Here is a 16225-nt window from a genome sequence, read left to right as displayed (position 1 = left end):
CTATAGTTTTAAGTATCTATTTCAGTAGCTATGAAAACAATACCTGTAGACGCCATCAATACTTTTGTTATTATTGATACTTGCATAAATTCTGACCCAAATCTTTAGCATAAAAAAAACACCATTAGCTTCTTTTGTTAGCATTATGGCAAATGAAAAACAGGACTATATTTTTTGCTACTTTTGAGCTATACCAAAGATTAAACAAAATAATTTACCAATAACCATTAGCAAATATTCATGCAAAGCACTACAAAACTAACCGGAAAGAATGTTCTTATCACCGCTGGGGCACAAGGCATTGGCGAGGCTATTACCAAACACTTTATTGACCTTGGTGCTCATGTGGCCATTCACTATTTTTCTAGCGCCGAAACAGCCAACGAATTAACAGACTATGCCACTAGTAAAGGTTTAAAAGCCGTTGCTATTAGCGGTGACCTCACCAAAGAAGTTGATGCCATAAACCTAGTCAACAAAACGGTTGAGGCTTTGGGCGGTTTAGATATTCTGATTAATAACGCAGGGTCTTTAGTAGCACGTAAATTGTTAGGCGATTTAGAGCCAGATTTTTGGCAAAAGGTGATGGATATTAATATGACATCTATGGTATTAGTAACTAGAGCTGCTAGACCGTACTTAGCTAAAAATGAAAATAGTAGCATTGTGAATTTAGCCTCACTGGCAGGGCGTAAAGGAGGTCACCCAGGCTCCTTGGTCTACGCTACCAGTAAAGGAGCTATTTTGACCTTTACCAGAGCCCTTTCTACCGAATTAGGTGGCGAAGGTGTTCGTGTAAACGCCGTAGCACCTGGCTTGATATTGGGTACTTCTTTTCATAACACCCATACCACCAAAGAATCTGCTGCAGCCACCACCGCAGGTATTCCGATACAACGTGCTGGTAACGCTGATGATGTAGCCAGAGCGGTGCTATATTTGGCTTCAGAATACGATGGTTTTATTACTGGTGCCACCCTAGACATAAATGGCGGGGTTTACAATATGTAATTAAGGCTTGTTCTTGGCCTCAATCCATTTACTCATATACTTGGTGCTTGCCATCGTTTGATGTTGTAGTAACGCTCCAATAAAGTTTTGCTTTCTATGCATGGCCAACCCTTTATAGAGAGAATTCAAGCTTTCAAAAAAAGCAGGAATTAACTGCTGTTTGGAGTACAGTTGGTTGATCGTTTCAATGCCTTCTTCTTGTTTGGCTGTCCAATCAATTTTTTTAGTGTAGAGTGCGATTGCTTTTTGAGCAAATGCTTCAGGTGTATCAGCGATTTCTACAGGTATCGGCAAGCCTGCAAACATACCTTCAGCCCCAATAGAAGTGGTAACCGATGGCGTACCATTTTGCATGGCCTGACTTAGCTTTCCTTTGATGCCAGCACCAAAGCGCAAGGGTGCTAAGTTTATTCGGGTTTGTTCTAATACAGTGTCTAAATCGGCAATCCAACCCTTTATAAGGAATCTGTCTTTTGGTTGGTGCAGTTCTTGCACTTGTTGTGGTAGATAGGCTCCGTAAATATGAACTTGAGCCTCTGGCAGATCTTTCTTAATTAAGGGCCAAATATCTTGTTTTAAATACCGAATGGCGTCTACATTAGGTTCATGCTTACCATTACCAAAGCAGATAAAGTCTCTCCGGTCTTCAAAAGCTGGAAAGACCTCTTGAGAGCAGCCGGAAATCTCCTCTAATAAAAATGGTAAGTGATACAGCAATTGTTCTGGTACATCTAGCGCCTCTTTTAAAAGCTGCTTCTCAAAATGAGAAACCAGCAAGGTCAAATCTGAGCGGTAAATACTAGCCACTTCACGTTTGGTAAGGTCATTTTCAAGCCAGTGTGTTGTGGTGAACTCCTCCCCTTTTTTGAGTGCTAGTTGCCTACTGTTACGAAGGGAATGTAAATCTTCTGTATTTAAAATTCGCAAAGCATTTGGTGCAGCTTCTGCTAAACGCCAACCGAACTGTTCTTCGACCATAAAACGGTCAAAAATGACCATATCAGGTGCAATTTTATTTACAAAAACATCAAAGCTTTCATCGTTTAAAACAATGGCTTCGGTTTGAATACCTAATGATGATAAGTCCTCTGAATACTGCGTTTTTGAAGCAGTAGTTGCAAAAACTATTTCAAAATTTTGCTCTTGAAAAGCTCCAAGTAGTTGCATCATCCGATGCCCTGCCGCTGTAGTTTTAGGTTCAGGCCAGAGATAACCAATAAAAAGCACTTTTTTCATTTGTCAAGTTCAAAAATCTACCTTTTGAATTTCGCGCTTAAAACTTGTCGTTTTAACTACATCATTTGAGCAAACTTTTTAGAAATACTAGACCGTAGTTTGCGTTCATAATCTTCCTCAAGCCACTCTTTATAGTTCTTGGTGTTGTTCATGATGCAGTACGAATATTGGCGTACGCGATAGGCGATTTCATCTTTCAATTCTTTGGCTAAAATTCGCGCATCAAAAACATCTTCACTATTCTCAACACATATTTCAGCATGCTGCTCAATGCTTCGTTCCAGTACCAATTTTGATTTTCCGCCTTCGGCAAATACTTTTTTGTACTCTGCCTTTATATCAAAATGAATATTAGAAGATTTATTGAATTTGACTTTGAGCTCATCGGGCATTTGATAAATGAACTCTTTCTCAATTTCCTCATCATTTTTAATATTCTCTAAGTAAAAATCAGGAAAATGGAAAATCTCTTGCCAGTCAACTGGAGAATCCCAAGGTCCAAAACGCGCAATATTGTTACCAAGATCAATAACATTGAACTTATTTTTATTAGGTAATATACGTGACCCCCTACCTATCATTTGAAAATATAAGGTCAATGATTTTGTTGCCCTATTTAGAATAATAGATTCTACAGTAGGTTCATCAAAACCTGTGGTGAGAATACTTACGGAGCTTAAAATAGCATCAGGGGTTACTGAAAACCACTCTAAAATTTCTTTACGCTCTGCTGCTGTATTTCTATTATCTAAATGCCTGACATTATACCCTGCCTTTTTAAAGGTCTCGTATACATAATGTGAAGTATTGATACCATTATTGAAAATCAGCGTTTTTGTACCCTTGGCCACCTCTTCGTATGCGGTTACTAGTTTACCAAGCATACTTTGGTTCCCATAAAACTCGTCAGAAGATTTAACCGTGTAATCACCATGTATACCTAGTTTTAGGCTTCTGAGGCTCACATCAAAATTGTAAAGCTCTGCCTTAGACAAAAAGTTATTTTCAATTAATGATTTAATTGATTTACCCACTATTAATTTCTTGTAGTGGTCTTTCATTGGCAGCTTAATATTAGAGCTCAACGGTGTTGCAGTAACCCCAAGAATGGTTGCTTCTTCAAAATATTTAAAAAGCTTTCTAAACGAATTGTAGTGTGCCTCATCAATAATCACCAAACCAACATCTTTTAGTGTAACCTTTTCTTCTTGAAGCCTATTATTCAAGGTTTCCACCATGGCTACAAAGCACATGAACTCGTCTTGGTCTTCTAGTTCTTTTACCTCACTATTGATAATTTTATTAGTAACCCCAAAATCATGAAGCATTTTAGAGGTTTGTCGGCTTAACTCAATTCTATGAGTAAGTACAACCACCTTCTTTTTAGATTGTTCAATATAACGACGCGTGATTTCAGAGAAAACCACGGTTTTACCGCCACCAGTAGGTAATTGGTACAAGAGGTTACTACCCTGGGGTAGCCCATCCAATTCCTTAAAGATTGTTGTTAAATCTTCTAACTGATAATCGTAAAGCGTTTTTTTAGCAACTTTTTTTTCTACCTCCAAAGAGTTAATCCTTTTTAAACTGATGAATAACCAATTTTACAAAATTAGGAGATTTTTCAGCTTAAATTTTATCTCATAAATGGAAATATTTACAATACTATCAACAATTGAATTAAGCCAGTCATAGCCAGCAGTTTATAGGGTTGCTCATAAAATTTTTATAAGATTACCTCAAGTCATTTGGAATTATGGTTCTAAAAATGTATTATGAGTTTTTATATACTTATTAAAACCAGAATTTAAATGAGGCAACTTAAAATCATTAAGCAGGTAACTAACCGCGAATCCAAATCTTTAGATAAATACCTACAAGACATTAGTAAAATTGATTTAATAACTGCCCAAGAAGAAGTTGAATTAGCCCAAAAAATACGAACAGGTGACCAAGCTGCCTTAGAAAAGTTAACGAATGCCAACCTTAGGTTTGTCGTTTCAGTAGCAAAACAATATCAAAACCAAGGATTAAAATTACCAGATTTAATTAATGAAGGTAATGTTGGTTTGGTAAAAGCAGCCAAGCGTTTTGATGAAACTAGAGGATTTAAGTTTATCTCATACGCGGTATGGTGGATTCGTCAATCCATCTTACAAGCATTAGCTGAGCAATCAAGAGTAGTTCGATTACCGTTGAACAAAATTGGTTCTATCAATAAAATTAAGAAGACGTTTTCATACCTAGAACAAGCTCATGAAAGACCACCATCAGCTGAAGAAATAGCTAAGGAGTTAGACATGACAGTAACTGAGGTAAAGCAGTCGCTTAAAAATTCAGGACGTCACGTATCCATGGATGCGCCACTGAAAGAAGGAGAAACTTCTAATTTATATGATGTGATGCGTGCTGGTGAATCACCTAAGCCTGATAAAGATTTAATGCATCAGTCTTTAAACACTGAAATTAATAGAGCTTTAGATACACTTTCACCAAGAGAAGCAGATGTGGTACGTTTATACTATGGTATAGGCGAACAACCATCTATGACACTAGAAGAAATTGGAAGTACATTTGATTTAACTAGAGAACGTGTGAGACAGATTAGAGAGAAAGCTATCCGTAAGTTACGTCATAACTCAAAGAGTAAAATTCTTAAAACCTATTTGGGCTAAACCTACGTTTTGTTCCATAAAAAAAGGGGTTCTTTTAAAAAAGAACCCCTTTTTTCTGATATACACTAAACTTAAGAACAATTCAGTTGATTAATATTAAAGTCTACTAGTATGTCATTCAAATTTTGAATGAAATTTACGTAAGCACTGTTTTCTTGATTTTGTTTCTCCATAGTCTCAATTTTTTAAAGGCAGGTTATAGATAATCCAGTTCTGCCAATTCGTTCAAACTCAAAATTTCATTAAGCTCTTGTAAAAAAGCTAAGTATTCTTCACCGTAGGTATCGTATAACATTTAGATATGGTTTTAAAATTTGGGTCTTACACTTGAACGTAAACTTATCTGAAACATTTTGTCACAACAATAATTTGTGGTGAAGTGCTTAAAAGTTGTTGTGAAAATATTTGTAGGAGTATACCTTCAATTAAATAGTTATTGCTTTCCGACCTTATTTCAACTGCAATAAGCCATTATATCAGACGTTTAACTACTAAGGTTTTGAACCTACCAAACAAATCAAATTATTGATGATGCTTTTACTTAAAAAGTTTACCGGCTTTTTACTTTGTATTGCGCTTTGTTCAGGTTTTGCTCAAGATGGCGAAAAGGATAAAGGAGACTTAGTAATAAACAGTCATGGTTTCAATGTAAAAAAACGAAGTGGTTTCGTTTTAAATGGTATTAATGAGAGCGTAGAACGTGGGCTTACCTTGATTCACTTTAATAATGCCAACACCATTGAATTTAAAAGTTTTGATACCTACGGCAGCCCAGATGCCCTAAATGAACTAACGGATATTTTAAAAAACATGCTAGCTGATAAGGCTTCCTTTGCCATTCTAGCTCATGATTCCGCTGTTAAAGGTGCCTTAGCCAATGCTAAAGAGTTGGCCCAAATGGGGTTTGCGCAATTGAGTACACTAAAAAGTAGACAAGCTTATATCATGTATTCATTGAATGCAGAAATAGAAGAAAGGGTAGATGATAACACGGTAAGCCAAACAATTCAGATTCCTAAAAGCCTTTCCGATAAAAGAGTTTACTTTCCTAAAATCACTTATGATTTTGAACCCAGCAATGACCGTTACATTGCGCATGCAGGTGGCGAAGTAAATGGTATAAAATCAACCAATTCCAAAGAAGCCCTAGATGAAAACTATAAAAAAGGATTTCGGCTTTTTGAACTAGATATTATTAAAACATCTGATGGTAAACTTGTAGCTGCGCACGATTGGAGAATGTGGTCACGATTTACTGATTTTAGTGGTAGCCTACCTCCTTCCCATGAAGAGTTTATGAAACGTAAAATATATGGTGACTATACGACCCTTGATATGAAGGGTATCAATACCTGGTTTGCAGAACATCCTGATGCCATATTAATTACCGATAAGTTGAATAACCCGGTGTCGTTTGCAGCAGCTTTTGTTGATAAAAGCAGACTAATTATGGAGTTATTCAGTATGATGTCTATGGACGAAGCTTCAAGAAAGGGTATTAACATCATGATATCACAAGAACCTCTACTCAGCTTAAAAGGCGATAAAATCAATTATCTGAAAGTTAATAATATTAAGCATGCTGCCGTTTCAAGACGAATTATAAAAGGACAAACCAAATTAATGCTACAATTAAAGGAGCATGGTATTAGAGTCTATGTTTACAATGTGAATTTTGACCCTGGTAAGGACGAACTATATGTTCAAGAAAATGAAATCGGATTGGTATACGGTATGTATGCCGATAAGTGGGTCTTTGATTAATTCTTTTTTAGAATTTTACTTGATAGCTCATTCCTGCAGAGATGGCAAAAAAGAAGTTACCAGAATCAAAAGCCAATTCTTGTCTACTTACTCCCAAATTAGCTCTATAAATATTCGGAGATTTCTTTGTTGTAAATTGGTATTGCATATTAATACGTTGCGACTCTACATAAAGTACAGTCTCTGACAATAAATCATCACCAACAATCAATTGCTGTAGTTCTGGTGAGAAACCCATTCCAATGCTTACACCCATAAAATTCTCTGCATCTTTCAGATACTTACGTACTAATAAATTACCTGAAATACTCCATAGATTCCCTTCTCGTGGTGAAACAAAAGAACGTAAAGAATAATAATAGTTACCCTTGTAATACCCCAACGAATTTGTAATTGCTTTCACCGTTTGAGTCCTTGTACTTAAATAACGCCCCCCTGCAGAAAACTCCATAGCATTAGGTAGGTTCATGTAAATATCACCGCCAAATTTTTGACTGGGATATATAGATGCGTTAGAATACCCATAATTTAAATAGGCGTAAAATCGTTTTAGAAATTTTGGGTAAAAATCAATATCATACTGCAAACCATGCACTCCATTACGGTTGCTATAGTTTATTTTAGGAATGAGCGCTCCTATTTTTGTTTGTCTTCTAAAAGAGACACTTGAAAAAATTACAGGATCGTATCTCTCATTAAATATGGTAAAGGCGTTGTTGACCCCTATCCTATTCTTGGGTTCTATATCGGCTTCATCACTTTTAGCCTCTTTATCTTCAGCAACCTCTTTTTTATTGGAACCCTTTTTAGTCTCGTTCTTTAATTGCTTTTTTAAGGCCTTTGCACTTTTAAGATTGGTTTCTACATTATACCAACCTTTCTCGGCATACTTGGTATTAGAAATTCCTTCCATCGCCAAGTCTATTAATCTTTGCAGCTCTTTATCATGTTCTATATAAACCTGAGCTTTATTAGCCAGACCTAAGGCAATAGCATTGGTTTTTGCATAGAGCTCGTTCTTAATAGCCGATATCCATACACCACGCTTGCTTTTGTCTTGTGATAGAATTTTGTTGAATTCGTTACGGGCCTTTTCATATTGCCCATTCCAACTATACGTGCTTGCTAGTAGAAACAGCGCATCAAGATTTTCTGAAGTACTTGAAGGGTTGTCTACCAATATTTTTTTTGCAGAATTGTACTTGCCTTCATGCGCTAGTTCATACGCCTCTTCAAAATTATCGTCTTCAAAATTCATTGAAGCCAAGTCTTGTGAAAAAACTTTAGAACCTAGTACTATTAAGAATAGTAGAAAATATGTTTGTTGGTAATTTCTCATTGAACTAATTGGATGCTACAATTCTATTTTTTTTAGCTTCTTGTTGTGCCCTGGCTATTTTATCAGCTATTTCATTAGCACTTGAGCTGTTTTGTTTTACAGTGTTTATCAATTCTAAAGCTTCTTTATGCCTGTCGTCCCAGTAATAAACATCGAACAGGGCCGCATAAGAATCAATATAGTTTGGGTTAATTTTTGTACAAGCATTCAATATTTCAATCGATTTTTTACGATTACCAATCCAAGCATTTACCCTACCCGTCAATATTTTAGTATCAATATGACTAGGTGACTCTGAAAGGATATAACGGGCTAGTAATAAAGCCTTATCATATTCTTTTTTGAAAGCAAAATCCCTTGCTTTAAAGTATAACTTGTCTGAATCGTATTCATTCAATAGGCTATTAAACCATACAAGTTCGCTATTGCTAAACTTTTCTGTTTTTATAGTAAAAATGGCTAAACTATCAGGTATAATTTTATCATTGGTAGTCACATAAGCATTGACTGATTTGAAGGCTTTTAGCCTATCTTCAATACCTGACCCGCCGAAAGAAGTGCCTAAATCCATATTTTCATCCAATTCAAATACCGACCCGTCAGAGAAAACCTTTTCGCCGCTTACATATTCTTTTAATTCATTTTTATTCCGCATTAAAGGGATGTTCTTAGTTGATCTGAACTCCGTAGCTACATCTAGTGCACCGCCCATCCATGCTACCCTCTTAGGCATTTTTAATTCATATTGATTCTCTAGCATTGCCAATAGACTTGGGGTGACATCAAAATGTGATGAAATCGAACTCATCTTTCTTGAAGTATTCAGCAAAGGACTATAAACAATTAAAGGAACATGAAAACGACTCATCGTATTCCGTTGTGGAATAGGAATTAGCCGGTGATCGCCAGTAATAATAAAAATGGTGTTTTCGTAATTAGGTTGGTTTTGATATTCTTCTATTGCATATTTTACGGCATCGTCGGTATAAAGAAGCGTTGCAAAAACATTACTATTTTTCTTGATGATTTTTTCGCTCTTGCTATCATATAAGCTTTTAGACATGATTTGTTTTACCTCTTTTTCATAAAATGCTTGTTGTGGGGGAATAAAAGGTTCATGATTACTAATGGTCATATAAGCCTCAACACGTGGTTGACTCTCTTTTCTTGGCAAACTCATGCTCTTTTTAAACAACTCTTTGTCCGGATAACCCCATGAAGAACCTGCAGCATCTTCAGCTTGCAGTTTATACTGATTACCAAAACCTGATTTATCTAAAACAAAATCAAGGTTTTCACTTAACAAGAACCTATCTACCCCATCAAAAGAGCTATTTGTACCTTGATAAAATGAAGTATGATAACCGTTATTTTTTAAGATGCTAAATAGGGTGAGTTTATTAGGGTACTTCTCTAGCTCCATAAATCCGCTCTTACCAAAGGGCAACGAGCCCATTAGCGATGGGAGCACGCCGAACGTACGGCCCGTAGTACTTAAACAGTTTTCCCAATAAAGCGATTTGGTACTCAAAGAATCTAGATATGGTGTAAAGCCACCAAACTCCGCTCCTTCTCCAACAAAGTCACGACCAAGTCCTTCAACAATAATAAAAACTATATTAGGCTTTTCTTCTTTAAGATCAAAATAACCCCCAAGCACATCTTCTATTTGCTGTGATTTAATTAAAGGGTATTCTACATTGGCTTCATAACTGGTATCCTCCGTAGTCGAACTGTAAAGATTTAAGGCTAAGTATTGACTTTTGTTTTGATTAATAGGTTTCCCATCTAAAAACAAGGTGGAGATAAATAAGCTAAATAAGATTATAGTGAACGGGTACATACGCCCGAGGTAATGATAATACCTTGATGTTACTTTGTACATAACAAAAAACAAGACGATAATGACTACAAGTCCTAGTACCGGTAAAATAGAAATACCACCCGAATTTGAAATTGTCATTTTAATGTCAGAAAAACTATACCCCAATAAATCTGAGCCTAAAGGTACTAGGGCCGTACAGTAATAACTGATTAGAGCAGCCTCAATAATCAGCAATACTATCAAAATCGAGAACACTAAATTCAAACCATAGGCTGGCCTAAAATTCTCCCAAAAATTAAATGGAAATACTAGAATTAAAGCTATTACCGATGCGTAACCCAGTTGGTGTGCAACAGCTATAAAAAAGCTACCACTTAAAACAGTATCTACAACACCTTTAAAATAAAGTGTTGTGTACTGATAAATGGTCAATACCAAGAGTAACGCGAAAAAAGCGATAATCATTCTTGTATATTGTTTTAATGTATACCTCTCTCTTTGACTTGTATTCATCTTTAAATTTTAAGTGGCCTTCGCAAATCCTTTTCGGACTTGAGACCCCCAACCAGATTTTATTCTAAATAACTTTTTATAATTACCCCTTACCGCAGCCCACACAACTATGGGATGAAACGCGATTGGTTCTATAATTGCACAAAACATTAAGATCAAAATATCTTTGGTTCTTTTGTATTCATTATAGGTATATACATCCCACAGAATAGCATAGAAAGAGAACATGATTGAGAACATATAAATAGTAGCAGTAATGCCCACAAAGAACTCCCAATTAAGAATACCTAAGTACCAGAATAAGATGATGGTAAAAAAACCGAAGAACTCTAACAAGGGGGCCAACCATTCATAAAAAAACCAATACGGATAACTTACTAAACCTAGCCTACCATACTTTGAATTAAAAAACATGTCTTTATGTTTAAACAAAGTTTCAAGGTTACCCCTCGCCCAACGATCACGTTGATTTACTAATATTTTTAAATCTTCTGGAACTTCAGTCCAGCACAATGGATCAGGTATATATTCGATAGTATACGCCTCTTTACGATCATGCATATAGCGTCGCATTCTAAAAATAATCTCCATGTCTTCTCCCACAGTACCAGTGTCATAACCACCAACAGCTAAAGCAATTTCTCTATCAAAGAATCCAAAAGCACCAGAGATAATTAAGAGACTGTCTATTCTGCTCCAGGCCATTCTTCCTAAAAGGAATGAACGCGTATATTCTAATAATTGAAACTTTGCCAACCAACTTTTAGGGAGGTTAATTTGTTCTAAGGTACCACCAGAAATACCGCATGAATTTGCGGTTCTTATAACGCCACCTACAGCAATAACTCGTTTTTTACTTCTTTGAAAAAAGGACTTCACCACATGAAGTAAAGCATCAGGTTTCAGTAAGCAATCAACATCAATACAACCAACATATTGACTTTCTGAAAGATAAATCCCGGTGTTAATAGCATCCGACTTGCCACCATTTTCTTTATCAATAACTGTTAACTTAGAAAAAGACGGTTGTTTTGATTTATAAACGCCTCGAATGGGTTTAGACTTCCAGTTGGGGTCTATTCTTTTGTCAATCTTTTCAAGATGGTAAGAATCAATCATTTTTTGCATGGTATCATCTTTACTACCATCATTAACAACCATGACTTCATAATTGACATACTTAAGCGATAATAAGGAACGGATATTCTCAACAATGGTCAATCCTTCATTATAAGCCGGAGCAATTATAGTGATTGAAGGCGCTAACGGAGAAGCCATCACTTTTGACATTTCTCCAACACTATTTTTGTTTTTGTAGTGTATTGAATTTCTAGTGGATAAATACGCCATAATACTGAACATGGTAAATAGCACCACAGAAAACACCAAGAAAACGGTGTTTATGTATTCCAATATTATTTCAAAAAGTCCACTACTCATTTTGAAGGCTATAATTATTTGATTTTACCATTACCTCAAATTCTTTTGATAACTCAAAATTGAGACCTAGGTCTTCTTTCTTATTGTTCTCATCGTATAGAATGCCTAACTCATCATATAAAAAACAAAGCTCTAAAGGAATAAGCCCTCCATTGCTATCGGTATTTGTGTTAGGTTTGGTTTCTGGTTCTTCAACTAAGGTTTGTAATGCACTAAAATCAATCTCGTCAATAGCATTATCCACTGCTACCTCTGCTACACTATTGTCAAGAACATCATCTAAAGGTTTTTCTGAGATGGCCTTAGTAATTGTCTCTAAGGCTTTATCTACCAAAGTTTTAATTATATCAGTCTCTGTTTGTTGCAATTGAACCAAAAAAGGAATGTCTCTTTCATCACCTATTGAAATGATTTCTTGAATAAGAATTTCTTTAGAATTCATATCCGAGGCATAGGCATATAAATCATAAAAAATACTTTCTTCAGGTAAAATACCATCCAGCTTAAGAGGTTCTGGTTCTAGTTTTGCCGTTGGTTCTACCGAAGGAGTAATGGTTTTGGAAACAATCTCAACTGCCTGTTCTGGCTTTTTACCAACAGATTTTAAGGTATTGAAGGCTCTAAAACGAAGTTCCGCATCTTCTTCGTGCTCCATAATAAACTCAAGCAATTGCGTCTCTCGTTTGTCGCCAACACTTTCTAAAGTGTCTACAAATTTTACGCGTTGCTCTTTAGACATTTGAGCATAATCTTCTTGAGTCTCTTTTGATTCATCTTCGCCTTTGCCTAATGCTGTAGCATCAATTAACCCTAAAGAAAAATTCAAAGTTTTATTGAGCTCACGTTCCATCTCTTGAATCTTAAAGTCAGGCGCTTCAATAGGCTCTTCTGTTTCTTCTTTCGCTTTAGGCTCCTTCTTTTCAACCAAGTTGAAAACTTCTATTTCTTCAACTTCTATTTCCTTGGTTTCAATTGTTTTTTCTGACTTCACCACCACTTCAGAATACTCCACTTCAGTTTCTAAAAATTCAACGTCATATAGTCCGCTTTCTGATTTGGTAATTGGAGCAACCAAATCTTCAACAATATTCTCGGTAGGTAATATGGAATCTGGGCTAATTGTATTAATTGCGGCGTGAGCCTTATTGACGACTGAAAAGTTGCTTTCAAGCTTACCGATTTCATTTAAGAACATTAAATCACCTTCATCGCCTATGGCTCCAATGGTGTCTAAAATTTGAACCTTAACCATAGCACTACAATTCCAAAACACTTTTTTAAGTACAGAGTTTGCCTCATTGAAATTAAAGTCTTTTATACAGGAAATAGCTGCTATTTTAACTTGATCATTTTTATGCTTTACCAATTCAGTAATTGATGCAGCGGCTTCATTTTGGTTGAAATGCTTGATCAATCGCAAACTAAAAAGAACGACATCTTTATTGTGAGATATCAACCATGTTTTAAACTTTGGCGGTCTATAATCTTTTAAACTACTTAAGGCCTCAATCAATCTTAATTGCTGCCATTCACTAATAGCGTATTTAGTATTATCTAACAAATGGTTAATACCTTCATCCTTTAAGGATATAATTGCAATTTCAGCCTGCTTTCTAACCACTCCTCTTTTATCATTGATAAACTTTGATATGAAATGGAAAGCATCAGTGACTTTCATTTGAGAAAGTTCAAGAATACCTTTAGAAACTGTATTCCAACGCCAATTAGATAGTTTTTGATAAGCATCATGATGCAGCCCTAACTCTACATATAAGTTGTACAAACGCTCCTGTGTAGCCCCGGCAACATCCTTTTGTAAGTCAAAAAGAATATCTGCTAATACTTTTCTGAAGTACTTATCACTTAGATATTCTCTAATGGTGATTTTAAGCTCTACATATTCTCTTTGTTCTGTTTTTGGGTCTTCTGGACTATGGAATAAAAAGTTGCTGATAATAGGTGCTAACTCAGCTCGCTTACTCTTTCTCTTTTTAAATAATGTCGCTGATCTATTCTTGAAAAAGAAAATGAAAAAGAAATATAAGCCCGCTAATACAACGAATAGCAGAGTTAGGTCCCACAAAAGGTCGGTATGTATTTTGGGGGAGCTAATTAAAAATGGAAGTTGATATGTTTTACTACTTAAGTACAATAATACCTTTCGATTTCTCGGGTGACTCTTATCAATAACTCTGACGGACTCACTGGTTTAGCTATAAAATCATTAGCACCCATCTTAAAGGCACTGATTACATTTTCTTCATTAGAAGCAGCAGATATAAGAATGATGGGGATGTTAGATTTTAAATCGTTTCTTAAAAAATCAACTAGCTCTATACCTGAAAAATAAGGCATCATCACATCGCTAATGATAGCGTCTGGTAAATGTTCTGCTATATCTTGTTTTACCTCTTTACCGTTAGTTTTTATAGCCACAGCATAACCATCTTTCTCTAAACGGTATTTTAATAAAGAGGCGAGCATGGCGTCATCCTCGGCTAGTAGTAGTTTTTTTGGTTCCAATTTGGGTTTGTTTGGTGTGATTGGTTCGTTCTAGTTCGTTTTTATTCTTTTCATCTCAATGGCAATTTGACTTTCAACCTTCGGGTATTCGTCTAAAAATTGATGGTAGAGATAATTGAGGTGTTTTACATCATTATTACCCTTACAGACGTCTGAAATTTGCTCACATATTTCTGATAAGGTTGTCGTGTCCAACATTTTTAAAGAAGACTTTATTTTATGTGCAGCAAAACCCACGCCTTGCAGGTTATTGCTTTGCATGTGCATTTTTACTTTTCCAATGAATTCGAAAATGTTTTGTTTGAAAAGCCTAATGAGCTCATCTAAAAGTTCGGTTTGGCCTAAGCACTCCTCTAAAATAGTATCGAGATTAACCAACTTAGTTGTTGCTAAAGGTGCCTGTTCTCTACTGTCATCTTGAGTTTCTGGTATTGGATTAAGGTTTTGACTAATTAAGCCATGTAGTTCTTCAGCATTATAAGGTTTAAGAATAAAGTCTGTAATCCCTGTTCGTTCACAATTTTCTTTGTCAATAGCGCTGTAATCAGCCGACAGCGCAATAATTGGAATATTCTGAATTTTAGTATTTGTACTTTTTCGTATGCGTTCCGTTATTTGAAACCCATTCATATTTGGCATTTTCAAATCCATCAACACCAAATCAAAATGATGATTTTCAAGCAGCTTTAGTCCATATATTCCATTATCAGTTATGAAAGTATCACAGCCCCAATTCTTCAAGCGATTTTCCATCAACTTTTGATTTAAGGTATTGTCTTCAAAAACTAAAATTTTGGTACCTTCTAGACTATTGTTCTGAGTGACCTTTTCTAAGGTCGTTGCTTTGGTTTGTTCCAGGTCTTGAGTTGCTTGTGTAAATGGTAGAATTACTTTAAACGTTGTGCCTTTACCAAGTGCGCTACTAACAGCTATACATCCACCCTGTTTTTCTATTAATTCTTTGACAATACTTAAACCAAGTCCAGAACCACCGTATTTTAGATGTGTTTCAGGCTCCGCCTGTTGATAGGTTTCAAAGATTTTCTTCAATTTATCATTGGCGATGCCAATACCAGTATCACTAATACTAAATTCTAAGTAAGTTTTATGGTCTTCAATACTCTTAAAAGTAACTTTGAGGTCTATTTTTCCCTTTTCGACAAACTTGATGGCATTACCTAGAAGATTCAATAAAATCTGTGAAAGTTTAGAAGGATCACCGATCAAATTTTTAGGAACATTAGTATCTAAAGCCACATTCAAGACGATATCTTTATTGGTAATTAACGTTCTACATAAAAAACCAACTTCGTTAACAAGGCTATTGAGGTTAAAAGGTACGCGAACAAACTTTTCACGACCTGATGCCAGTTTAGAAAATTCTAAAAGCTCATTGGTAATATCCATTAAACTTTGAGACGCCGCGCTGAGCGCATTCGTTAACTCCTGTTGTTTCGAGTCTAATTTTGTTTCTTTTAGTAAATCAATGAAACCAACTATGCCGTTTAGAGGCGTCCTAATCTCATGGCTTGCGTTAGCGATTATGCTGTGTTCATTTTGTTTTGAAAGATTGGAAGGCTTAACTTCTTCATAATCAACAGCAATTGATTCATAATCTCCAAATACTTTCGCTTCAAGTCCATTCTTGAAAGATTTGAAGGACTTTTTCAATTTTGAAGCTTCTGAACTATTTAGTTCTGAAAATGAAAAACTGTCCAGGCCATTTTCCAATTTCGATAAGTGTGTTAGTAATTCTCGAGTATCCAAATGATAAAAACTTTAGTGGGTATCGCTAGTTTGATGTAACAAAAGCTAACAATCTGGTTCATATTATTTTAAAACTCTCTATTTCATGTGCTGTTTGCAATTAATTGTTACCTATAGTTAGTTATTTGTTGT

Annotated in this window: 11 protein-coding genes; 3 read left to right on the top strand and 8 right to left on the bottom strand. The window is 35.6% G+C overall.

Annotation, left to right across the window (positions count from 1 at the left end; translation table 11 throughout):
• Nucleotides 1–240: 240 nt before the first annotated feature.
• A complete protein-coding gene (locus tag RM542_RS07490) occupies nucleotides 241–1011 on the top strand; it encodes an SDR family oxidoreductase (protein WP_311385117.1) in 771 nt (256 codons plus the stop codon).
• Here RM542_RS07490 and RM542_RS07485 read toward each other — a convergent pair whose 3' ends face one another.
• Complete coding sequence (locus RM542_RS07485) at nucleotides 1012–2247, bottom strand: glycosyltransferase family 4 protein (protein ID WP_311385116.1); 1236 nt, start codon at nucleotides 2245–2247, stop codon at nucleotides 1012–1014.
• A 56-nt stretch (nucleotides 2248–2303) separates the two neighbouring features.
• Nucleotides 2304–3815, bottom strand: a complete 1512-nt coding sequence (locus RM542_RS07480) for a DEAD/DEAH box helicase (protein ID WP_311385115.1) — start codon at nucleotides 3813–3815, stop codon at nucleotides 2304–2306.
• Nucleotides 3816–4058: 243 nt separating this feature from the next.
• On the opposite strand from RM542_RS07480, the gene RM542_RS07475 reads away from it, so the two are divergent.
• Entirely contained in the window at nucleotides 4059–4922 is an 864-nt protein-coding gene (locus RM542_RS07475) for an RNA polymerase sigma factor RpoD/SigA (protein ID WP_311385114.1), read from the top strand.
• 531 nt (nucleotides 4923–5453) lie between these two features.
• Nucleotides 5454–6686 carry a hypothetical protein gene (locus tag RM542_RS07470; protein WP_311385113.1) on the top strand — a complete coding sequence of 411 codons (1233 nt, stop codon included), beginning with the start codon at nucleotides 5454–5456 and terminating at the stop codon, nucleotides 6684–6686.
• Between the two features lie 7 nt (nucleotides 6687–6693).
• Here RM542_RS07470 and RM542_RS07465 read toward each other — a convergent pair whose 3' ends face one another.
• Genes RM542_RS07465 through RM542_RS07440 form a run of 6 tightly spaced genes read right to left on the bottom strand, consistent with a single transcriptional unit; the run spans nucleotide 6694 to nucleotide 16057 of the window.
• Complete coding sequence (locus RM542_RS07465; protein ID WP_311385112.1) at nucleotides 6694–8025, bottom strand: YaiO family outer membrane beta-barrel protein; 1332 nt, start codon at nucleotides 8023–8025, stop codon at nucleotides 6694–6696.
• 4 nt (nucleotides 8026–8029) lie between these two features.
• Nucleotides 8030–10363, bottom strand: coding sequence for a sulfatase-like hydrolase/transferase (locus RM542_RS07460; RefSeq protein WP_311385111.1), 2334 nt, complete (start codon nucleotides 10361–10363; stop codon nucleotides 8030–8032).
• A gap of 9 nt (nucleotides 10364–10372) precedes the next feature.
• Nucleotides 10373–11803 carry a glycosyltransferase gene (locus tag RM542_RS07455; protein WP_311385110.1) on the bottom strand — a complete coding sequence of 477 codons (1431 nt, stop codon included), beginning with the start codon at nucleotides 11801–11803 and terminating at the stop codon, nucleotides 10373–10375.
• Nucleotides 11796–13886, bottom strand: a complete 2091-nt coding sequence (locus tag RM542_RS07450; RefSeq protein WP_311385109.1) for a hypothetical protein — start codon at nucleotides 13884–13886, stop codon at nucleotides 11796–11798. The genes RM542_RS07455 and RM542_RS07450 overlap by 8 nt, the downstream gene beginning before the upstream one ends.
• 59 nt (nucleotides 13887–13945) lie before the next feature.
• The gene (locus RM542_RS07445) at nucleotides 13946–14326 is read right to left on the bottom strand and encodes a response regulator transcription factor (RefSeq protein ID WP_311385108.1); all 381 of its coding nucleotides are present in this window, start codon (nucleotides 14324–14326) and stop codon (nucleotides 13946–13948) included.
• A 30-nt stretch (nucleotides 14327–14356) separates the two neighbouring features.
• A complete protein-coding gene (locus RM542_RS07440; protein WP_311385107.1) occupies nucleotides 14357–16057 on the bottom strand; it encodes an ATP-binding protein in 1701 nt (566 codons plus the stop codon).
• Nucleotides 16058–16225 lie beyond the last annotated feature (168 nt).

It is taken from the genome of Croceitalea sp. P059, from assembly GCF_031846365.1.
In the GTDB taxonomy this organism is placed as follows: Bacteria; Bacteroidota; Bacteroidia; order Flavobacteriales; family Flavobacteriaceae; genus Croceitalea; species Croceitalea vernalis.
This window is presented reverse-complemented; position numbering and strand designations above follow the sequence as displayed.

What these genes read in the sequence shown, in the direction of transcription:
- RM542_RS07490 (WP_311385117.1), top strand. Translation starts at nt 241, where the DNA reads ATGCAAAGCACTACAAAACTAACCGGAAAGAATGTTCTTATCACCGCT.
- RM542_RS07485 (WP_311385116.1), bottom strand. Translation starts at nt 2,247, where the DNA reads ATGAAAAAAGTGCTTTTTATTGGTTATCTCTGGCCTGAACCTAAAACT.
- RM542_RS07475 (WP_311385114.1), top strand. Translation starts at nt 4,059, where the DNA reads ATGAGGCAACTTAAAATCATTAAGCAGGTAACTAACCGCGAATCCAAA.
- RM542_RS07470 (WP_311385113.1), top strand. Translation starts at nt 5,454, where the DNA reads ATGCTTTTACTTAAAAAGTTTACCGGCTTTTTACTTTGTATTGCGCTT.
- RM542_RS07465 (WP_311385112.1), bottom strand. Translation starts at nt 8,025, where the DNA reads ATGAGAAATTACCAACAAACATATTTTCTACTATTCTTAATAGTACTA.
- RM542_RS07460 (WP_311385111.1), bottom strand. Translation starts at nt 10,363, where the DNA reads ATGAATACAAGTCAAAGAGAGAGGTATACATTAAAACAATATACAAGA.
- RM542_RS07455 (WP_311385110.1), bottom strand. Translation starts at nt 11,803, where the DNA reads ATGAGTAGTGGACTTTTTGAAATAATATTGGAATACATAAACACCGTT.